The organism is Amycolatopsis sp. NPDC047767, from assembly GCF_040704195.1.
In the GTDB taxonomy this organism is placed as follows: Bacteria; Actinomycetota; Actinomycetes; order Mycobacteriales; family Pseudonocardiaceae; genus Amycolatopsis.
On record NZ_JBEYSJ010000015.1, the window covers coordinates 63193 to 82506 of the forward strand.

The following is a 19314-nucleotide window of genomic DNA, read 5'->3' on the forward strand; positions in this document are numbered from 1 at the left end:
GATCGGACTAACCGGAAAGTCGTACGGTGATCGCCGTGCGACTGCTCCTGCTCGACGCCTGCCTGGCGATCGCCGTCGCGGGCGCGCTCACGCTGGAGGAGCTCAACGGCGTGACCCGGCACCCGCTGTGGCAGCTCACGATCGTGGCCGTGCTGGTGCTGTTGCTGCTGCGCCGCCGGTTCCCGCTCGTCACGATGCTGGCGATGGCGGTGCTGGCCTGGTTCGCGCCGATGGCACAGCTCGCCACGATCTTCTCGCTCTACACCGTCGCGGCCCAGCGCGGACCGAAGTGGCCGACGGCGGTCGCGGTGGCCGCGGACCTGGTGATCACGTTCGTCACCTACCGGCCCGACGACCTGCAGGCCTGGGAGGTCGTCGGCTTCGTCGCGGCCCTGATGCTGCTCCTGCCGCTGCTCGCGGGGCTGTGGATGCACCAGCGCGCGGTGCTCCTCGACGCCTTACACGACCGCGCGGACCAGGCCGAACGCACCCGCGACCTGCTCGCCGAACGCGCCGTGACGGCCGAGCGACGGCGGATCGCGCGCGAGATGCACGACGTGGTGGCCCACCGCGTGAGCATCGTCGCGCTGCAAGCCGGTGCGCTGACGGTGCGGGCTCGGGACGAGGAAACCGCCCGGCTCGCCGAGGTGATCCGCGAGTCGAGTGCCGCCGCGCTCACCGAGCTGCGCGACATCCTGCGGGTGCTGCGCGAGGAGGAGAACGAACCGAAGGCGCTGCCCAGCCCGACACTCGACGGCGTCGCGCAGCTGGCGGGCGACCTCGCGGCGGCCGGCGCCGACGTCGACACCGAGGTGCCCGATCCCCTGCCGCAGGTGCCGGAGAAGGTGGGCCGGGCGGCGTACCGGATCGTGCAGGAGGCGCTGACCAACGCGGCGAAACACGCGCCGGGCGCGCCGATCCGGGTCAAGCTGTCCCTCGACAGCGGCAAGCTCCTGGTCGAGGTCGCCAACGCGCTCGGCGCCTCGGCGGGCCTGCCCGGCGCGGGCTACGGCGTGATCGGCATGCGCGAGCGCGTGACGCTGGCCGGCGGCGCACTGCGCGTCGGTCCCGACGGTTCGGGTGACTACGTGGTGCGCGCGGTGTTCCCGCTCGCCGGCGGGGCGTGAGATGAGGAGGACGCTGCGGTGATCAAGGTCGTGCTGCTGGACGACGAGGTGCTCGTGCGCAGCGGCATCCGGATGATCCTCGAGTCGGACCCGGAGATCCGCGTGGTCGCCGAGGCGGGCGACGGCACCGGCGTCGCCGAGCTCGTCGCGCAGTACCGGCCCGACGTCGTGCTCACCGACATCCAGATGCCCGGCGTCGACGGCCTCGAGGTGACCCGCGTGGTCACGGCACTGCCCGAGGCGCCGGCGGTCGTCGTGCTGACCACGTTCGACCTCGACGAGTACGTGCACACCGCGTTGCGCCACGGCGCCACCGGGTTCCTGCTCAAGGACACGCCGCCCCGCGACCTGGTCAGCGCCGTGCACGTGGTGCACCGCGGCGAGGCGATGCTGTCGCCGGCCGTCACGCGGCGGCTGCTCGGCGAGTTCGCCTCGGGCGGGGCCATGGAAACCGCGAAGGCACGGCTGGCCGCACTGACCTCCCGCGAACGCGAGGTCGCGGTGGCCGTCGCCGAGGGCTGGAGCAACGCGGTGATCGCCACGAAGCTCGGCGTCAGCCAGGCCACGGTGAAGGTCCACCTGGGGCGCATCATGTCCAAAGTGGAAGCCGCCAACCGGACGCAGGTCGCCATCTTGGTTCACGACGCCGGTCTCGCCTGAATCGTTGTCGCGCGAGCGGTGCCCGGTTGGTTACGATCATGCCCGGGTCGGGGGATTCCACGAATGAGTTCAGGGGACCCTCATGTCCGATTCAGTCCTGCCGCCCAAGCCGACCGGGCCGAGCTACCAGGACGCGCCACCGCCACCGCCGCCGCCCGCGACGGGCAAGACCAACGGTTACGCCATCGCCTCGCTGGTGCTCGCGATCGTCCCGTTGCTGAAGGTGCTCTTCGGCTTCGCGCTGGCGATCCCGGGGATCAGCCTGCTGCTGAGCGTGATCTGCGGTGTCGTCGCGCTGCGTCAGATCCGGCGCACCGGCGACAGCGGCCGCGGCCTGGCCATCGCGGGCCTCGCCCTGTGCGGTGCGTGGCTGCTGACAGTGATCATCACCGCCGGCACCTCCTCCGGTTCGAGCAGCGAAGACGCCGCCATCGACGAGCTGTCAGGCGGCGGCGAGAGCGTGTTCTCGGCCGAGCAAGGCGAGTGCTTCACCGGCTACGACAAGCTGACCAGCGACATCGCCAAGGTCTCGTGCGACGTGGCGCACGCCGACGAGATCTATGCCGTGGTGCCCTTGCCGGAGTCCGAAAGCTATCCCGGCGAGGAAGCCCTGTCCACGCTGAGCCGCCAGTACTGCACCACGGCGCAGTCAGGGTTCTTCGTCGACACCACGATGCCGGCGGACCTGGTGATGGGCGTGTACTACCCGCCGGCCGGATCGTGGCAGAACCGGAACCGCTCGGTGGTCTGCACCCTGGAATCCAAGTCGGGCATGCTGACGGCGCCGGTGGTGCACTAGCGGTTCACGGCGCGCCGGGCGGGACGAACGGCAACCCGGCCGGCGCGCCACTTTCCAGCAATTCCAGCAGTTTCGCGGTGTCCACTTCGGACTCCACGGCGTCGGCCAGCCGTTCCAGCATGTCCTCGCGCAGGGCCGCGAACCCGGGCGCGCCCTCGACCGGCGTCCAGTCGACGCCGGACTGAGCGGCCACCTCCGTGAGCCAGGCGCGGCGGAAGCCGTCGTTCTCGAAAGCACCGTGCCAGGTCGTACCCCACACGGAGCCGACCCGGTGACCGTCCAGAAAGGACTCCGCGTCGCCGCGAGACGCGGTGCCGTGGTGGATTTCGTACGCCTGGACCCGGTGGCCGCGCCACTCGCCGACCGGGCGGCCGAGCACCTTCTCCCCCGCGAACGTCACCTCGGTCGGCAGCAGACCGAGGCCGGCGACGGTGCCGGCGCGGGACTCGACATCGTCGTGGATGGTGGCCGCCAGCATCTGGTAGCCGCCGCAGATGCCCAACACGGGACGGCCGGCGGCGGCGCGCGCGGTCACCGCGCCGGCGAGGCCACGCTCGCGCAGCCAGCGCAGATCGTCCACGGTGGCGCGAGAACCGGGCAGCACCACCAGATCCGCCGCGGCGACCGAGTCCGGGTCGGCGGTGAGGCTCACCGTCACGCCGGGTTCGGCGGCGAGGGCGTCGACGTCGGTGGCGTTCGAGGCACGGGGAAAGCGCACCACGGCCACGCGCAGACCCCCGCCACCGCGTCCGGCTTCGTGGCGCCAGCCCGCGGCGGCCAGCGCGTCTTCGGAGTCGATCCACACGCGGTCCAGCCACGGCAGCACCCCGAGCACCGGCCGGCCGGTCACGTCCTCGAGGCTCTTCAACCCCGGGCGCAGCAGCCCGACGTCGCCGCGGAACTTGTTGACCACCCAGCCCGCGACCAGCGCCTGGTCTTCCGGCGACAGCAGCGCGAGCGTGCCGAACATCGCCGCCAGCACCCCGCCGCGGTCGATGTCGCCGACCACGACCACCGGCAGCGAAAACCGCCGCGCCAGGCCCATGTTCACGTAGTCGCCGCCGCGCAGGTTGATCTCCGCGGGACTGCCCGCGCCCTCGCACACGACCACGTCGAACCGCGAACGAAGGTCCTCGAACGCACCGAAGGCGATCTCCGCCAGCCCCGCGCGGCCGGTCGCGTACTCGCCGGCTTCCAGTGTGCCGAACGGTTTCCCGAGCGCGATGACGTGGCTGCGGCGGTCGCTGCCGGGTTTGAGCAGCACGGGGTTCATCGCCGCTTCGGGCTCGACGCGCGCGGCGCGGGCCTGCAGCCACTGCGCGCGGCCGATCTCGGCCCCGTCCGCGCAGACCATCGAGTTGTTCGACATGTTCTGCGACTTGAACGGCACCACCCGCACGCCGCGGCGCGCGAGCCAGCGGCAGATCCCGGCCGTGACCAGGCTCTTCCCGGCGTCGGACGTCGTGCCGGCGACCAGCAGCCCGCTCATCGCGCCACCGCCACCGCGGCCGCCACCAGCGCCGCCGCCGCACCGACCACACGCGACAGCCGCACCGCACGACGCAGGTCGACGGGCCGGGGCGCGCGGCCGTCACCGAGCGTGCCGCGGGCCTCGACCTCGCCGCCGTAGCTGTTGGTGCCGCCCAGGCGCAGGCCGAGCGCGCCCGCGAACGCGGCCTCGACCTGGCCGGCGTTGGGGCTCGGGTGGTGCGAGCCGTACCGCCGCCACGCCCGCAGCGACGCCCGGACCCGCCCGCCGGCGAGCGGCGCGGACACCGCGGTGAGCACGGCGCCGGCCCGCGACGGCACGAGGTTCACGACGTCGTCGAGGCGCGCCGCCGCCCAGCCGAAGTTGCGGTGGCGCGGCGAGCGGTAGCCGACCATCGCGTCGAGCGTGTTGAGTGCGCGGTAACCGAGCAGGCCGGGCAGGCCGGCGACGGCACCCCACAGCAACGGCGCCACCACGGCGTCGGACGTGTTCTCCGCGATCGACTCGGTGGCCGCGCGCGTGAGCTCCGCGGTGTCCAGTTCGGAAGCGTCGCGCGCGCACAGGTGCGACAGCCGGGTGCGCGCGGCGGGCACGTCGCCTGCGTCGAGCAGCCGCGCCATCTCGCGGCCCTCCGCCGCCAGGCCACGCCCGCCGAGCACGACCCACGTCGCGACGGCCGTGAGCGCGAAGCGAGCGAAGGGACGTCGGCGCGTACTCAGCTCAGCGGCGACGCCCAGGCCCGTCACCGCTCCCGCACAGACGGCCGCGTACGCCGCTCCGCGCGGCTTCGAGTCGGCCCACCAGCGGCGTTCCAGCGCACCGGCCCAGCTGCCGAACACCGCGACCGGGTGCCCGCGCCGGGGGTCACCGAAGAGTGAGTCGGCGGCATATCCGGTGATCAGGCCGGCCGCTGTGACGGCTTGTCGGAGTGGCACGTGGCGAACCGTAGCGCGTGCACGAGAATGCCGGGTATGACCAAGCTGACGCACCGGCTCGCCGGGTATCTCGAGACCCTGGCGCGGACCCTCCGCCGGTACGGACGCGACGACGGCAAGGTGCTGGTCCTCGGCGGCGTCCGCTCGGGGAAGTCGAGGCACGCGGAGCGGCTCGTCGCGCACCACACGCACCTCGTGTACGTGGCCCCGGGCCTTCCCCCGAGCGACGACGACCCCGAGTGGGCCGCCCGCGTCGCCGCGCACAAGGCCCGGCGCCCGCGCCACTGGACCACGGTGGAGACCACCGACCTGGCGACCGTGCTGCGCACGGCGACGAGCCCGTTGCTCATCGACTGCCTCGGCACGTGGCTCTCGCGCGTGCTCGACGAGGTCGGCGCGTGGACGGGCAAGCCGGGCTGGGAGCGCCGTCTCGACGACCGGCTCGAGGACTTCCTGGCAGCGTGGACCCAGGCGCGCGTGCCCGTGGTGGCCGTGAGCAACGAGGTCGGCAGCGGTGTGGTGCCCGCTACGTCGTCCGGACGGCTGTTCCGTGATGTGCTGGGCGCACTCAACAACCGGGTGTCCGCCGAGTCCGACCGGAGTCTGCTGGTCGTCGCCGGGCGGGTGCTCGAACTGCCGTAAGGAGTCCGCCGTGCCGCGTTTCGACATCCCCGTGCCCGACGCCGCCGCCCGCGCCGCCGCGCAGGAGCGCCTCGACGGCCTGGTGAAGCCACTCGGCGCGCTGGGCCGGCTCGAGGAGCTGGCCGCGTGGCTCAGCGCCGCCCACGGCGTGGTGCCGCCGCGTCCGCTGGACGACGTGCGCGTGGTCGTCTTCGCGGGCGACCACGGGGTGTCGGCGCAGTCGGCCTACCCGCGTGAGGTCACGGCGGCGATGGTGCGGGTGTTCCTGGCCGGGCGCAGTGGCGTCACGGTGCTCGCCGCGCAGGTCGGCGCTCGCGTGCGCGTGGCCGACATCGCGGTCGACTGGGACGCTTCGGACGTGCCGGCTTCCGTGACCGCGCACAAGATCCGCCGGGGCTCGGGCGCGATCGACGTCGAGGACGCCCTCGCCCCGGGCGAAGCGCTCGCCGCGTTCGAGGCGGGGCGCGCCATCGCGGCGGAGGAAGCCGACGCGGATCTGCTCATTCCGGGCGACATGGGCATCGGCAACACCACGATGTGCGCGGCTCTGGTCGCGGCCACGCTGGGCCTGCCCGCCGCCGAGGTCGTCGGCACGGGTACGGGTGTGTCCGGGGCGGCGCTGGACGCGAAGACGGCCGTGGTCGAGGCCGCGGTGCAGCGCGCCGCGGGGCGGGTGGCCGACCCGTTCGAGCGGCTGACGGCGCTGGGCAGCGCCTGCGTCGCGGCCACGGCGGGATTCCTCGTGGAAGCCGCCGTGCGGGGCATCCCCGTGCTGCTCGACGGCATCTTCTCCGGCGCGGCCGCCCTGGTCGCCCGGGACATCGCGCCGGGTGCCGAGCAGTGGTGGCTCGCGGGACACCGCTCGACGGAGCCTTCGCAGGCGTTCGCGTTGAAGGCGCTGGGCCTGACGCCGATCCTCGACCTGGGCCTGCGGCTCGGCGAAGGCAGCGGCGCCGTCCAGGCCGTCCCGACGCTGCGGGCGGCGCGGGCGATCATCGCGGACATGGGGCTGCTGGCGGACCTCGCGTGAGGGCTGCCCGCCAGGACCTGAGGGCCGCCGGCGCGCGGCTCGAAGGATTCGGGTCACCGTCCGCGGCGCGCGGCGCCGTGACGTCGGCCGCTCTCGGGTGCCGCGGTTACGCGCGGTTGCGAGCGGGGAGCCGGTGAAGCTCGGCGACGCGCTGCGGCTGGCCGTCGGCACCCTGACCACCGTGCCCGTGCCGGCCCCGCGCGTCATCGATCGCGGGGTGGCCGGGGCGGCGATGGTACTGGGACCGGTCGCGGCGGTCCCCCTCGCCGCGGCCGCGGGCCTGATCGTGGCCGGCGGCGTGGCCGTGGGCCTGCCCGCGCTCGCCGTCGCCGCCCTCGCGCTGGGCGTGGTGGCTCTGGGCAGCCGCGGCCTGCACCTCGACGGGCTGGCCGACACCGCGGACGGGCTCGGCGCGTCCTACGACCGCGCCAAAGCCCTCGACGTCATGCGCCGCGGCGACTCGGGCCCGACCGGGGTCGCGACGCTCGTGTTCGTGCTCCTGGTGCAGGCCGGCGCGTTGACCGGCGCCGTGTCGGCGGGCCACGGCGTCGTGGCCGCCGTGGTCTCGGTGCTGGCGGGCCGGTGCACGCTGTCGATGTCGTGCGCGCAGGGCGTGCCCTCGGCCCGGCCGGAGGGGCTCGGGGCGACGGTGGCGGGATCCGTGCCGCGGGTGGTCGCGGTGGCCGTCGGCCTGGTGGCCGCCGCGCTCGCCGCTTTGGCGCCCGGTTTGCCGTGGTGGCAAGGGGTGGCCGCGGTCGGCGCCGGGTACCTCGTCGCGGCGGCCTTGCTCGCCCGGTGCGTCCGGCGCCTGGGCGGAATCACCGGTGACGTCCTCGGCGCCGGGGTCGAAGTGGCGGTGGCGGCGGCGCTGCTCACGCTCGCCGTCTGAGCCGCCGCGGTCCCGAAGACGAGCTACCCGAACGTGAACACGTACGCCCCGGCGCCGGGTTCGAGGAAGGTGATCTCCAGCGTCCGCTCGCGGACCTCGTCGCGCTGGCGCACGAGCTGGTAGAGGCGGGCGTCCCGGAGCAAGCCGTGCCCGTCCGCGTCGACGTCGACACCGTGGCCCGGGCCCGGAGCCGCGCCGTCGAGGGTTACGCGGAAAGGAATCGGCGGTCCAGGACCACGAGCCAGCACGAGGTGCGCGTCGCGCGCGTGGAACCGGTAGGTGATGCTCCCACCGGCCTCGGCGAGCACGACGCTCTCGGGCCCGATCGTCCACACACCGGCGAGGGCCCAGGTACCGAGGCGCACGCCCTGCGGCGGGAGCTCGTAGGCGCGTCGTTCGTCGAACCCGATACGGCCCGGCGAAGCGAAGTGCTCACCACGCGCGTAGCCGAGATACGTCTCGGGCGTGCGCAGGTGATCCCAGTCGGCCTCGGCCTCCACGCCGTGCCCGGCGACGGAGACCAGCTCGCGCTCGACGCCGAGCAGCCGCTGGATCATGCGCTCCGACTGCTCGTAGCGTCCTTCACCGAAGTGGTGGTCGCGGATGACGCCTTGGGCGTCCACGAAGTAGAGCGCCGGCCAGTAGTGGTTGTCGAACGCGCGCCAGATGGCGTAGTCGTTGTCGACGGTGACCGGGTAGTCGATCCCCCGCTCGTTCGTCGCCTGGCGCACGCGGTCGAGCGCGTGCTCGAACGAGAACTCCGGCGTGTGCACTCCGACGACGATCAACCCGTCGTCGGAGTAGGCCCGCGACCAGGCGCGGACGTAGGGCTCCTGGCGCAGCCAGTTGATGCAGGTCAGCGTCCAGAAGTTGACGACGACGACGTGGCCGGCCAGCTCGGCGGGACCCAGTGGCCCGGAGTTGAGCCACTCGGCCCCGCCGAGGGCGGGCATGCTCGTGCGCGCGGATACCGACATCTAGCGCACCGAGCGCAATCCGGCACGGACCTCGGAGGCGAACAGCTTCGGCTGCTCCCAGGCGGCGAAGTGCCCGCCCTTGTCGAGCCGGTTGTAGTGGATGAGCCGGGGATACGCCTCCTCGGCCCAGCTCCGCGGCACCTGGTAGAGCTCGTCGGGGAAGACGCTCACCGCCACCGGGACGGAGACGCCCTTCGGGTCGAAGAAGCCGAGTTTGTTCTCCCGGTAGAGACGTCCCGAAGAGACCCCCGTGTTCGTCAACCAGTAGTGGGTGATGTTGTCGAGCACGTCGTCGCGGGTCAGTCCCTCGGACTGTCCGTCGAAGACCCGGGCGATCAGCGCCAGACTGGCCGCGTCGTGGTCGAGCATCCAGGCGGCGAGGCCGATGGGCGAATCGGCGATTCCGTAGAGCGTCTGCGGGTGGGTCCCCATCTCGAGGGCGTAGGCCACGTCTGTCGCGAAGAAGTCCCTCAGCTTTTCGTAGAGACGTGTTCCCTCCTCGGACAGATCGGGTGGCGCCGGGCCGCCGGACTGCACGGCCTGGGCGACGTCGGGGCGGACGGCGCCGGGGAAATTGGTGTGGATACCGATCAGGCCGGCCGGCGCCTGCGCACCCATCAGATCGACGATCTGCCCGCCCCAATCGCCGCCCGAGGCGACGTAGTTGTCGTATCCCAGGCGCTTCATCAGCTCGGCCCAGGCGCGCGCGATGTGCTCGGGGCCCCAGCCGGTGACGGCGGGCTTGCCCGAGAACCCGTAGCCGGGCATCGACGGGATCACCAGGTGGAAAGCGTCCGCTTCGCTCGCGCCGTGGGCCGTGGGATCGGTCAGCGGACCGATGATCTTCAGCTGCTCGATGACCGAGCCGGGCCAGCCGTGCGCGACGAGGAGCGGCAACGCGTCTTCGTGTTTCGAGCGAACGTGGATGAAGTGGATGTCGAGACCGTCGATCTCGGTGATGAAGTGCGGGAGAGCCTTCAGTCTCTCCTCGCACCTGCGCCAGTCGTACTCCGTCGCCCAATAACGGGCGAGCGCCTGCATCGTCTCGAGCGGCACGCCCTGCGAGGCGTCCGAGACGGGTTCCTTTTCGGGCCAGCGAGTGGCCATGACGCGCGCACGCAGATCTTCGAGATCCGCATCGGACGTCTCGACCGTGAACGGCCGGATCGCTTGATCGTGCACTGCCCCTTCAGTCGTGACAGACATGCGTCTCCTTGGCGGATGGGTGCGGTGGTCGATGTCGCGTTTGCCGGACAAGACGCGAAGCCCGGTACTGTGCCACCGAATCACCGGCGGTTCCTCACCCGAAACGAGTGATACGCACGGCTTGCCCGTGCTCGCCGGCTAGAGCGACCGGGACAGCGCGGCGAGGAACCCGTCGGTCACCTCGCGCGAGCGGACGGCCAGGCGCAGGTGCCGGGGGCCGAGGCCGGGGAACGTGTCGCCGCGGCGGACGGCGTAGCCCGCGTCGCGCAGCCTGGTTCGCAGGCCGTCGTCGGGGCCTTCGACGAGCACGAACGGTCCCCTCGGGTCGCCGAGCACGGGCAGGCCCAGGTCGGCCAGCCGGGAGACGAGGTAGTCGCGGTCGGATTCGGCGGCGGTGGCGAGCTTTTCCGCTTCCTCGAGCGCGGCCGGGCGGCAGCAGGCGACCGTGGCGACGGCGGCGAGCGTCGAAACCGACCAGGGTGGCTGGACCGAGCGCAAGCGGGCCAGGACGTCGGCCGGGCCGAGGACGTACCCGGCGCGCAGGCCGGCGAGGCCCCAGGTTTTGGTGAGGCTGCGGAGAACGACCACGCCGTCGAGCGACGAACCCGCCAGGCTCTCGGCCTCGCCGGGAATCGCGTCGAGGAAGGCCTCGTCGACCACGAGCAGACGGCCCGGCCGGGCCAAAGCCCGGAGTGCGGCGGCGGGGTGCAGCACGGACGTCGGGTTCGTCGGGTTGCCCACGAACACCAGGTCCGCGTCGGCCGGAACCGCCGCGGGATCCAGCACGTAACCGTCCGAAGCGGACAGAACCACGCGCGAAACCTCGTGCCCCGCGGCGCGCAACGCGGCCTCGGGCTCGGTGAACTGCGGGTGCACGACCACCGCGTGCCGCGGCTTCAAAGCCGAAGCCAGCAAGGTGAACGCCTCGGCCGCACCCGCCGTGACCAGCACTTCGTCCGGCGGACGGCCGTGCCGCGCGGCGACGGCGGCCTGCGCCGCCGACGAGTCGGGGTACGCGGCGAGACTGTCCACAGCGGACACCAGCTCCCGCCGCAACCACTCGGGCGGGCGCGCGAGCCGGACGTTCACCGCGAGGTCCACCAGCCCCGGCCCGACCTCGCGGTCGCCGTGGTGGTTCAGGTCGTAGTCCGGGGAGTCAGCCACGCGAAGCCTGCGCTCGGACGTGGGTGGCGAACCGTTCCGCCAGCTCCGGGTACCCGGCCCAGTGCACGTGCAGGTAGGACGCGTGCAGCGAAGCCGAAGCGAACCCGTCCACCGTCCGCTCCCAGCCCCACGCCGGCGACGGACCGGCGCCGGGCGTCAGCTCGGTCCGGTGGAACTCGTGCCCGGTCACGCGCTGGCCGGCGACCGCGAGCACGTTGTCCGCCAGCGAAACCGCCGTCCGGTACCCGAGCTTCCCGCGTTTGGTCATCACCGCCGTCGCGTCCACGACACCGGCCATCGGCAGGCCGTCCAGCTCGCGGCACAGGTACAGCAGCCCCGCGCACTCCACGCTCACCGGCATGCCCTGCGCCACCGCGTCCGCCACCGCCGTGAGCAACGGCTTGTTCGCCGACAGCTCCGCGGCGTGCACCTCCGGGAAGCCGCCGCCGAAGTACAGTCCGGCGCAGCCCTCGGGCAGCTCCTCGTCCCGCAACGGATCCACGTCGACGACGTCCACGCCGAACGAGGCGAGCAGCTCCACGTTCTCCGTGTACCGGAACGTGAACGCCGGCCCGGCCGCCGCGGCCACCACCGCCCGCGGTCCCTCGAACTCACCGGGCGGTGTCCACACCGGACCCGTCAACGGCGGCGCCGCGCGCGCGACCCGCACCACCGCTTCGAGATCCACGCCGCCGGCCACCCACGACGCCAGCTCCGGCAGCACCCGCTGCGAGTCGGCGGCGCGTTCGGCCGCGGGCACCAGGCCGAGGTGGCGGCTCGGCGCGTGCACGTTCTCGTTGCGCCGCAGCGCACCCAGCAGCGGAACGCCCGTAGCCTCCAGCGCGGACGCGATCTCGTCCTCGTGGCGCTGCGAGCCCAGTTTGTTGAGGATCACGCCGGCGAGGCGCACGCGCGTGTCGTAGTTCGCGAACCCCAGCACGGTCGCCGCGACGCTGCGCGAAGCGGCCGAAGCGTCGACCACCAGCACCACCGGCGCGTCGAGCACCCGGGCGACGTGTGCGGTCGACGCGTAACCCTCCGTGCCGAGCGCGCCGTCGAACATTCCCATCACGCCTTCGATCACGGCGAGGTCCGCGCCCGCGGAACCGTGGCGCAGCAAGGGCACCAACCGGTCCTCACCCTGCAGGAACGGGTCGAGGTTGCGCGCGGGACGGCCGGTGGCCAGCGCGTGGTAGGACGGGTCGATGAAGTCGGGCCCGACCTTGTGCCCGGACACGCGGTGCCCGGCCGCGCGCAACGCCGCCATCAACCCCGCGGCGATGGTGGTCTTGCCGTGCCCCGAGCCGGGCGCGGCGATGACCACCCGCGCTACCACTCGATCCCCCGCTGCCCCTTCTGGCCCGCGTCCATGGGGTGCTTGACCTTCGTCATCTCGGCCACCAGGTCGGCGGCCTCGACGAGCTCCGGCGGCGCGTAGCGGCCGGTGATCACCACGTGCTGGTGCCCGGGCCGGGAGACCAAAGTGGACACCACGTCGTCCACTTCGAGCCAGCCCCACTTGAGCAGGTAGGAGAACTCGTCGAGGACGTAGAAGTCGTGCGTCTCGGCGGCCAGGCGGCGCTTGATCTCGGCCCAGCCCTCACGCGCGTTGGCGGCGTGGTCCTCGTCGGAGCCCTGCTTGCGCGTCCAGCTCCAGCCTTCGCCCATCTTGTGCCACTCGACGGGCCCGCCCTCGCCCGTCTCGTCGTGCAGCTTCCCGAGCGCGCGAAACGCGGCTTCCTCGCCGACGCGCCATTTCGCCGACTTCACGAACTGGAACACCCCGATCGACCAGCCCTGGTTCCAGGCGCGCAGCGCCATGCCGAACGCGGCGGTCGACTTGCCCTTCATCTCGCCGGTGTGCACGGCGAGCAGCGGGCGGTTGCGGCGCTGGCGTGTGGTGAGCCCGTCCTGCGGGACGACAGCCGGTTTCCCTTGCGGCATCAGGCAGCCCTTCCGGTGCGATCACGAACCGCGGCGGCGAGCGTCTCGGCCGCGACCTCGGCGAGCGGCACGTGCTCGGCGCCGAGGTGCCCGGCCAGCTCCGCCGCGAGCCCGAGGCGCATCCGGCCGCTTTCGCAGTCCATCACGATGGTGGTGACGCCGGCCAGCAAGCCTGCCGCGGCCTGCGACCGGGCGACGGCGTCGGCCCCGCTCGTGGCGCGTCCGTCCGTGACGAGCACCAACAGCGGACGCCGGCGCGGATCCCGGATCGCCTCCACGCGCAGCACGCGCGCGGCTTCCAGCAGTCCTTCCGCGAGCGGCGTGCGGCCGCCCGTCGGCAGTCCTTCCAGCCGCGCGGCCGCGGCCTCGACGCTGATCGTCGGCGGCAGCGCGAGCTCGGCCGAGTCACCACGGAAGGTGACGAGCCCGACCTTGTCGCGCCGTTGGTAGGCGTCCAGCAGCAGAGAGAGCACCGCCGTCTTCACCTCGCGCATGCGCGTGCGCGCGCCCATGGAGCCGGACGCGTCCACGCAGAACAGCACGAGGTTGCCTTCGCGCCCTTCACGCAACGCGAACCGCAGATCCTGCGTACGCACGAGAAGTCCGGGACCGCTGCGGCCACGGGACCGCTGGTGCGGCGCCGCGGCCCGCATCGTGGCGACGAGGTGCGGACGGCCGTCGCGGACACTCGGCGGCTGGACCCCGATCGTGCGCCCGGTGTCGGTGATGGCCCGGGACCGGCGGCCGCGTTCGCCTTCGCCGGTGCCCTTGACGCGGAAGACTCGCGCGCGGAACGTCTCGCCGGAGCCGACCGTGTTCTGCGGTCCGGAACCCGTCCCGTCGCCCGGTTGTTGTTGCTGCTGCGGTGCGGGCCGGTCCCCCGGCGGCTGCTCACCTTCCGCGGCGGGCGGTTGTGAACCCGAGCCGGGCCCGTCGTCCTCCGGACCAGGGCCGGGATCCTCGGGCGGCTGCGCGTCCTGCAACGCCTGTTCCAGCTGCTCCTCGGAAATCCCGGGCGCGTCGAACGGGTTGCGGCGGCGCCGGTGCGGCAACGCGAGCCGCGCGGCCACGCGGACATCCTCGGTGGTCACCGCGCTGCGCCCGGCCCACGCGGCGTGCGCGACGGCCGTGCGTGCCGTGACGATGTCGGCCCGCATCCCGTCCACCTCGAACGACGCGCACACCTCGGCGATCTGCCGCAGGGCGTCGTCGGGCAGCTTCACCGCCGGCAGAAGCCGTTGCGCCGCCTCGATGTCCGCCGCCAGCGCTGCGTCTTCGGCGGCATACGCGCTCGCGAACCCGTCGGGATCCGCCTCGTACGCGAGCCGCCGGCGGACCACCTCCACGCGTTGCTCGGGCTCCCGGCTGGACGCGACCTCGACGGTCAGGCCGAACCGGTCCAGCAGCTGCGGCCGCAGCTCGCCTTCCTCGGGGTTCATCGTGCCGATCAGCACGAACCGCGCCGCGTGCGACACGGACACGCCCTCGCGCTCCACGGTCGCGCGGCCCATCGCGGCGGCGTCGAGCAGCGTGTCGACGAGGTGGTCGTGCAGGAGGTTGACCTCGTCCACGTAGAGCAGGCCGCGGTTGGCGGCGGCCAGCAGACCGGGCTGGTAGTCCGTGACGCCCGCCGACAGCGCCTTCTCCAGGTTCAGCGACCCGACGACCCGGTCCTCCGCCGCGCCGACGGGCAGCTCCACCAGCCGCGCCGGCCGCCGGTGCGCGGGCGCGCCCGCGGGGTGCGGACCGTCCGGGCACACGGGGTCGGGCGCGGCGGGATCACACGAGAACCGGCAGCCGTCCACCACGTCGAGCTGGGGCAGCAGACCGGCGAGCGCGCGCACCATCGTCGACTTCGCCGTGCCCTTCTCGCCCCGCACCAGCACGCCGCCCACGGCGGGTGAGATCGAGGACAGGATCAGCGCCAGGCGCAGGTCCGGCATCCCGACGACGGCGGTGAACGGGTACGGCTTCAAGAGCTCTCCTCGTGGTCGGCGTCCGGCCGATCATCGCACAGGAAACGCGTCGTCTAGCGTGGGTGAACGTGCGCGAAAAATCACCCGACTCAGGCACGCGTCGCGCCTTGCCCGAGGCGACCGACCACGCGGCGGGCGGGGGGTCCGGGGGCATGCCCCCGGCGCGGGGTCCGGGGGCACGCCCCCGGGGAGACACCGCACCTGTGTCGGTCGTCGGGATCGGTGCCGACGGCTGGTCGGGACTAGGCGAGAAAGCACGCGACGCCGTGCTCGCAGCCGACATCGTGCTGGGGGCGCCGCGGCAGCTCGTGATGGTGCCCGACGGCGTCCGCACGCAAGCCTGGCCGAGTCCGCTGCTGCCGGCGCTCGACGGCGTCCTCGCCGAGCACGCCGGGCGCCGCGTCTGCGTGCTGGCCAGCGGTGATCCCCTGCTCTCAGGCATCGGCACGACGCTGCGCGACCGCGGCCACGACGTCGAGGTGCTGCCCGCGCTGTCGTCGGTGACGCTGGCCCGTGCGCGGCTGGGCTGGTCGTTCGAGGAGACCGAGGTCGTCACCGTCGTCGGGCGGGCCGTGGACCGGGTGGCCCGGGTCCTGGCGCCGCGCCGGAAAGTCCTCGTCCTGGGTGCGAACGTCGAAGACCTGCGCGAGCTGCTCCGCACCCGCGGCTACGGCGAATCCACCCTGACCAGCCTCGAAAACCTCGGCGCCGAAGACGAGCGCCGCGCGGACGGCTGGACCCACGAACCCGGCCCGCTCACCGTGTTCGCCCTGGTCTGCGCCGGCCCCGCGCTCCCGCTCACCGGCCTGCCCGACAGCGCCTTCGAGCACGACGGCCAGCTCACCAAACGCGACGTCCGCGCGTCCGCTCTCGCCCACCTCGCGCCGGTGCCCGGCGAGCTGCTCTGGGACGTCGGCGCGGGCGCGGGCAGCATCGGCATCGAATGGTCCCGGGCCCACCCGCTCAACCGCGCGATCGCGATCGAACGCGACCCCGCGCGCGCCGAGCGCATCACCCGCAACGCCGCCACGCTCGGCGTCCCCGAACTGCGCGTGGTCACCGGCCCGGCCCCCGACGCGCTCGCTCGGCTGCCCCACCCCGACGCCGTCTTCATCGGCGGCGGCCTCACCGTCCCCGGCCTGCTCGACGCGTGCCTCGGCACCGGCGCCCGCGTGGTCGCCCACGGGGTCACACTGGAAGCCGAACGGATCCTGGCCGACGCCTACGCGAGCCGGGGTGGTGAGCTGACGAGGATCGCCGTCGACCACGCGCAGCCGCTCGGCGGGTTCACGGGGTGGACCCCGTCGCGCACCGTGACGTCCTGGAGTTCGAGATGACCGTTCACTTCATCGGCGCCGGCCCCGGCGCGGCCGACCTCATCACCGTCCGTGGCCGCGACCTGCTCGCGCGCTGCGGCGTGTGCCTGTACCCGGGCAGCATGACGCCGACCGACCTGCTCGCGTACTGCGCACCCGAAGCCGAGCGCGTCGACACCGCGAACCTGAGCCTCGACGAGATCGTCGACCGCCTGATCACCGCCCACCACGCGGGCCACGACGTCGCGCGGCTGGTGTCCGGTGATCCTTCGCTCTACAGCGCGGTCGCGGAAACCGTGCGCCGCCTCGACGCGGCCGGCGTGCCCTACGACATCGTCCCGGGTGTGCCCGCGTTCGCCGCGTCGGCCGCGGTGCTGGGCCGGGAGCTGACCGTGCCCGGCATCGGGCAGAGCCTCGTGATCACCCGCGCCCAGGCGAGGTCGACGGCGTTGCCCGAAGGCGAGACGCTGGCGAACTTCGCCCGCAGCGGCACCACCCTCGCGGTGCACCTGGCCATCAACCATATCGAGCGGGTAACCGAGGAACTCGCTCCGTTCTACGGCGCCGACTGCCCCGCGGCCGTCGTGGCGCTGGCGAGCCAGCCGGGCGAGACCGTGGTGCGCGGCACGCTCACCGACATCGCCGCGCAAGCCCGCGAGGCCGGGATGACGCGCGCGGCCACCATCTTCGTCGGCCGGGTGCTCGCCGCCGGAGGATTTCCCGACAGCTTCCTGTATTCGAGCACCCGAGACCGCGCGAGCCAACCGGAGTCACTGTGACCGAACTACGCTGGGGCCTGGTGGCCGCCGGATCGATCGCCGCCGATTTCGCGGCCGGCGTCGAACGCAGCAAGCACGGCTCGCTGGAGGCCGTCGCCGCGCGCTCGGCCGACCGCGCTCGCGAGTTCGCCACCCGCTTCGACATCCCGAAGGCCTACGGCGCCTACGAAGACCTGCTCGCCGACCCGGCCGTCGACGCCGTCTACATCGCCACGCCGCACCCGATGCACGCGGAGTGGGCGATCCGCGCCGCCGAAGCCGGGAAGCACGTGCTGTGCGAGAAACCGCTGACGGTCACCGCTGCCGAGGCCGAGAAGGTGATCGACGCGGCACGCCGGCACGACGTCTTCCTCATGGAGGCGTTCATGTACCGGCTTCACCCGCAGACGCGCCGGCTGGTCGAGCTCATCGAGTGCGGCGCGATCGGGGAAATCCGGGCCGTGGACGTCTCGTTCAGCTTCGACACCGGCGCCAACGACGCCCCGCGCCTGGCCGATCCGGCCCTCGGCGGCGGCGGAATCCTCGACGTGGGCTGCTACTGCACGTCGCTCGCGCGGCTCGTTTCGCAGGCGGCGACCGGGATCGACGTCGTGGAACCCACCACCGTCACGGGCATGGCGCGGCTGACCGACCGCGGCGTCGACGAGTTCGCGATGGGCCTGCTGCGCCTGCCGGGCGACATCATCGCGCAGCTGTCGTGCGGCTACCGGCTCACGCAGGACGACCACATCCGCGTCTACGGCACCACCGGCCAGCTGCACGTGCCGCAACCCGCGTGGCTACCGCAGATGCGCCGCGCGACGTCGGCGCAGATCGTGCTGACGCCGGCCGGCGGCGAGCCCGAGGTGATCGAGATCGAGGCGACACAGAGCGTGTTCGCGCGCGAGGCCGACCACGTCGCCGCGCACGTGGACAACCGGCAGGCACCCGAGCTGACCTGGGCCGAGACGCTCGCGAACATGCGCACGCTCGACCGCTGGCGCGCGGCCGTGGGCTACGGCGGATGACCGTGCTGGTCCTCGGCGGCACGGCCGAGGCGCGGGCGCTCGCGGCCGAACTGCACTCGCGCGCGGTCGCCGTGGTGTCGTCGCTCGCCGGGCGGGTCGCGCGGCCGCGGCTGCCGGCCGGGGAGGTGCGCGTCGGCGGGTTCGGCGGGGTCGAAGGGCTCTCGACGTGGCTGCGGGAGCACGAGGTGGCCGCGGTGGTCGACGCGACCCATCCGTTCGCGGAACGCATCGGCACCAACGCTTTCGCCGCCACCTCGGCGGTCGGTGTGCCGCTGCTGCGGCTCGCCCGGCCCGGTTGGCAGCCCGCCGAAGGCGACCGCTGGCACTGGGCCGACGACCTCGACGCCGCCGCCGAACTGCTGCCCGGCCTGGGCTCCCGCGTCTTCCTGACCAGCGGACGCCAGGGCCTCGCCGCGTTCGCCGGGCTCGACGCGTTGTGGTTCCTCATCCGCTGCGTCGACCCGCCCGAGCCGCCGTTGCCGAGGCAGCACGAGGTCGTGCTGAACCGCGGACCGTACGAAGTGGACGGAGAACGCGCACTGCTGGCCGGGCACCGCATCGACGTCCTCGTCACCAAGGACAGCGGCGGCTCGATGACCGCCGCGAAGCTCACCGCCGCCCGCGAGCTGGGCCTGCCGGTGGTCGTCGTGCGCCGCCCGCCGCGCCCGGCCACCGCCGAGGTCGCGGGGGTCGCCGAAGCCGTGGAATGGGTGCTGCGCCGATGATCGACGAGTTCTACGAAATCCTGCGCCGCCGCCGCGATGTCCGCGGCGAGTTCACCGGCGAGCCGATCGACGACGCGGTGCTCACCCGCGTGCTCGAAGCCGCACACGCCGCGCCCAGCGTGGGCCTGAGTCAGCCGTGGGACTTCGTGCTCGTACGCGATCCCGCCACGCGCGAGTCCTTCGCCCGGCACGTGCACGACGAACGTGACGTGTTCGCCGCCGAACTGGCCGGCGAACGCGCCGACACGTTCTCCCGCATCAAGATCGAGGGCATTCGCGAGTCGACCCTCGGCATCGTGGTGACCTACGACGCCGAACGCGGCGCGCCCGCCGTGCTGGGCCGCCACGCGATCGCCGACGCCGGGCTGTACTCCGTGTGCCTCGCCATCCAGAACCTGTGGCTGGCCGCGACGGCCGAGGGCCTCGGCGTCGGCTGGGTGAGCTTCTACCGCGAGCCGTTCCTCGCCGACCTGCTCGGCATCCCCGATGGCGTCCGGCCGGTCGCGTGGCTGTGCGTCGGCCCGGTGACCGCGCTGGCCGAGGTCCCTGATCTGGAACGGCATGGCTGGCGCACCCGCGCGCCCTTGACGAACGCCGTGCACCACGAACGGTTCACCCCACGCACCGAGGGGCCTGCGTAGCCCCTTCG

19 protein-coding genes are annotated in these 19314 nt (G+C 73.2%); 11 read left to right on the plus strand and 8 right to left on the minus strand.

What is annotated here, in order from left to right; genetic code table 11:
- Window positions 1-35 precede the first annotated feature (35 nt).
- The 3 genes from AB0878_RS26005 (at window position 36) to AB0878_RS26015 (ending at window position 2586) form a co-directional block, all read left to right on the plus strand.
- Window positions 36-1127 (plus strand): histidine kinase, encoded by a 1092-nt coding sequence (locus tag AB0878_RS26005; RefSeq protein WP_366582843.1) that lies wholly within the window; start codon window positions 36-38, stop codon window positions 1125-1127.
- Window positions 1128-1145: 18 nt separating this feature from the next.
- On the plus strand, window positions 1146-1787 hold the full coding sequence (locus tag AB0878_RS26010) for a response regulator transcription factor (RefSeq protein WP_366582844.1): 642 nt from the start codon (window positions 1146-1148) through the stop codon (window positions 1785-1787).
- An 82-nt stretch (window positions 1788-1869) separates the two neighbouring features.
- On the plus strand, window positions 1870-2586 hold the full coding sequence (locus AB0878_RS26015) for a DUF4190 domain-containing protein (RefSeq protein ID WP_366582845.1): 717 nt from the start codon (window positions 1870-1872) through the stop codon (window positions 2584-2586).
- 4 nt (window positions 2587-2590) lie between these two features.
- On the opposite strand, the gene AB0878_RS26020 is transcribed toward AB0878_RS26015, so the two are convergent.
- Entirely contained in the window at window positions 2591-4075 is a 1485-nt protein-coding gene (locus AB0878_RS26020; RefSeq protein ID WP_366582846.1) for a cobyric acid synthase, read from the minus strand.
- Complete coding sequence (locus tag AB0878_RS26025; protein ID WP_366582847.1) at window positions 4072-5010, minus strand: cobalamin biosynthesis protein; 939 nt, start codon at window positions 5008-5010, stop codon at window positions 4072-4074. The genes AB0878_RS26020 and AB0878_RS26025 overlap by 4 nt, the downstream gene beginning before the upstream one ends.
- Before the next feature lie 36 nt (window positions 5011-5046).
- On the opposite strand from AB0878_RS26025, the gene AB0878_RS26030 reads away from it, so the two are divergent.
- The 3 genes from AB0878_RS26030 to AB0878_RS26040 all read left to right on the plus strand — a co-directional run bounded on the left by AB0878_RS26030 (window position 5047) and on the right by AB0878_RS26040 (window position 7571).
- Complete coding sequence (locus AB0878_RS26030; protein ID WP_366582848.1) at window positions 5047-5652, plus strand: bifunctional adenosylcobinamide kinase/adenosylcobinamide-phosphate guanylyltransferase; 606 nt, start codon at window positions 5047-5049, stop codon at window positions 5650-5652.
- A gap of 10 nt (window positions 5653-5662) precedes the next feature.
- Complete coding sequence (gene cobT, locus AB0878_RS26035) at window positions 5663-6682, plus strand: nicotinate-nucleotide--dimethylbenzimidazole phosphoribosyltransferase (protein WP_366582849.1); 1020 nt, start codon at window positions 5663-5665, stop codon at window positions 6680-6682.
- Between the two features lie 133 nt (window positions 6683-6815).
- On the plus strand, window positions 6816-7571 hold the full coding sequence (locus AB0878_RS26040) for an adenosylcobinamide-GDP ribazoletransferase (RefSeq protein ID WP_366582850.1): 756 nt from the start codon (window positions 6816-6818) through the stop codon (window positions 7569-7571).
- Between the two features lie 23 nt (window positions 7572-7594).
- Here AB0878_RS26040 and AB0878_RS26045 read toward each other — a convergent pair whose 3' ends face one another.
- The 6 genes from AB0878_RS26045 to AB0878_RS26070 all read right to left on the minus strand — a co-directional run bounded on the left by AB0878_RS26045 (window position 7595) and on the right by AB0878_RS26070 (window position 14838).
- Window positions 7595-8548: a redoxin domain-containing protein gene (locus AB0878_RS26045; protein ID WP_366582851.1), complete on the minus strand. Its 954-nt coding sequence runs from the start codon at window positions 8546-8548 to the stop codon at window positions 7595-7597.
- Window positions 8549-9805 (minus strand): epoxide hydrolase family protein, encoded by a 1257-nt coding sequence (locus AB0878_RS26050; protein WP_366582852.1) that lies wholly within the window; start codon window positions 9803-9805, stop codon window positions 8549-8551.
- An 87-nt stretch (window positions 9806-9892) separates the two neighbouring features.
- Window positions 9893-10918, minus strand: coding sequence for an Rv2231c family pyridoxal phosphate-dependent protein CobC (gene cobC / locus AB0878_RS26055; RefSeq protein WP_366582853.1), 1026 nt, complete (start codon window positions 10916-10918; stop codon window positions 9893-9895).
- Window positions 10911-12242 (minus strand): cobyrinate a,c-diamide synthase, encoded by a 1332-nt coding sequence (locus tag AB0878_RS26060; RefSeq protein ID WP_366582854.1) that lies wholly within the window; start codon window positions 12240-12242, stop codon window positions 10911-10913. Before AB0878_RS26060 ends, cobC begins: the two co-directional genes overlap by 8 nt.
- A gap of 5 nt (window positions 12243-12247) precedes the next feature.
- Window positions 12248-12862 (minus strand): cob(I)yrinic acid a,c-diamide adenosyltransferase, encoded by a 615-nt coding sequence (gene cobO / locus AB0878_RS26065; protein ID WP_285973515.1) that lies wholly within the window; start codon window positions 12860-12862, stop codon window positions 12248-12250.
- Window positions 12862-14838 carry a putative cobaltochelatase gene (locus AB0878_RS26070; RefSeq protein WP_366582855.1) on the minus strand — a complete coding sequence of 659 codons (1977 nt, stop codon included), beginning with the start codon at window positions 14836-14838 and terminating at the stop codon, window positions 12862-12864. Before AB0878_RS26070 ends, cobO begins: the two co-directional genes overlap by 1 nt.
- Window positions 14839-14990: 152 nt before the next feature.
- On the opposite strand from AB0878_RS26070, the gene cbiE reads away from it, so the two are divergent.
- Genes cbiE through bluB form a run of 5 tightly spaced genes read left to right on the plus strand, consistent with a single transcriptional unit; the run spans window position 14991 to window position 19306 of the window.
- Window positions 14991-16175 carry a precorrin-6y C5,15-methyltransferase (decarboxylating) subunit CbiE gene (gene cbiE / locus AB0878_RS26075; RefSeq protein ID WP_366582856.1) on the plus strand — a complete coding sequence of 395 codons (1185 nt, stop codon included), beginning with the start codon at window positions 14991-14993 and terminating at the stop codon, window positions 16173-16175.
- Window positions 16172-16933 carry a precorrin-4 C(11)-methyltransferase gene (gene cobM, locus AB0878_RS26080; protein WP_366582857.1) on the plus strand — a complete coding sequence of 254 codons (762 nt, stop codon included), beginning with the start codon at window positions 16172-16174 and terminating at the stop codon, window positions 16931-16933. Before cbiE ends, cobM begins: the two co-directional genes overlap by 4 nt.
- A complete protein-coding gene (locus AB0878_RS26085; RefSeq protein ID WP_366582858.1) occupies window positions 16930-17940 on the plus strand; it encodes a Gfo/Idh/MocA family oxidoreductase in 1011 nt (336 codons plus the stop codon). The genes cobM and AB0878_RS26085 overlap by 4 nt, the downstream gene beginning before the upstream one ends.
- Window positions 17937-18665 carry a cobalt-precorrin-6A reductase gene (locus AB0878_RS26090; RefSeq protein WP_366582859.1) on the plus strand — a complete coding sequence of 243 codons (729 nt, stop codon included), beginning with the start codon at window positions 17937-17939 and terminating at the stop codon, window positions 18663-18665. Before AB0878_RS26085 ends, AB0878_RS26090 begins: the two co-directional genes overlap by 4 nt.
- Window positions 18662-19306 (plus strand): 5,6-dimethylbenzimidazole synthase, encoded by a 645-nt coding sequence (gene bluB, locus AB0878_RS26095; protein WP_366582860.1) that lies wholly within the window; start codon window positions 18662-18664, stop codon window positions 19304-19306. Before AB0878_RS26090 ends, bluB begins: the two co-directional genes overlap by 4 nt.
- Window positions 19307-19314: the final 8 nt, after the last annotated feature.

What these genes read in the sequence shown, in the direction of transcription:
- AB0878_RS26015 (WP_366582845.1), top strand. Translation starts at nt 1,870, where the DNA reads ATGTCCGATTCAGTCCTGCCGCCCAAGCCGACCGGGCCGAGCTACCAG.
- AB0878_RS26020 (WP_366582846.1), bottom strand. Translation starts at nt 4,075, where the DNA reads ATGAGCGGGCTGCTGGTCGCCGGCACGACGTCCGACGCCGGGAAGAGC.
- AB0878_RS26030 (WP_366582848.1), top strand. Translation starts at nt 5,047, where the DNA reads ATGACCAAGCTGACGCACCGGCTCGCCGGGTATCTCGAGACCCTGGCG.
- AB0878_RS26045 (WP_366582851.1), bottom strand. Translation starts at nt 8,548, where the DNA reads ATGTCGGTATCCGCGCGCACGAGCATGCCCGCCCTCGGCGGGGCCGAG.
- cobO (WP_285973515.1), bottom strand. Translation starts at nt 12,862, where the DNA reads ATGCCGCAAGGGAAACCGGCTGTCGTCCCGCAGGACGGGCTCACCACA.
- cbiE (WP_366582856.1), top strand. Translation starts at nt 14,991, where the DNA reads ATGCCCCCGGCGCGGGGTCCGGGGGCACGCCCCCGGGGAGACACCGCA.
- cobM (WP_366582857.1), top strand. Translation starts at nt 16,172, where the DNA reads ATGACCGTTCACTTCATCGGCGCCGGCCCCGGCGCGGCCGACCTCATC.
- AB0878_RS26090 (WP_366582859.1), top strand. Translation starts at nt 17,937, where the DNA reads ATGACCGTGCTGGTCCTCGGCGGCACGGCCGAGGCGCGGGCGCTCGCG.
- bluB (WP_366582860.1), top strand. Translation starts at nt 18,662, where the DNA reads ATGATCGACGAGTTCTACGAAATCCTGCGCCGCCGCCGCGATGTCCGC.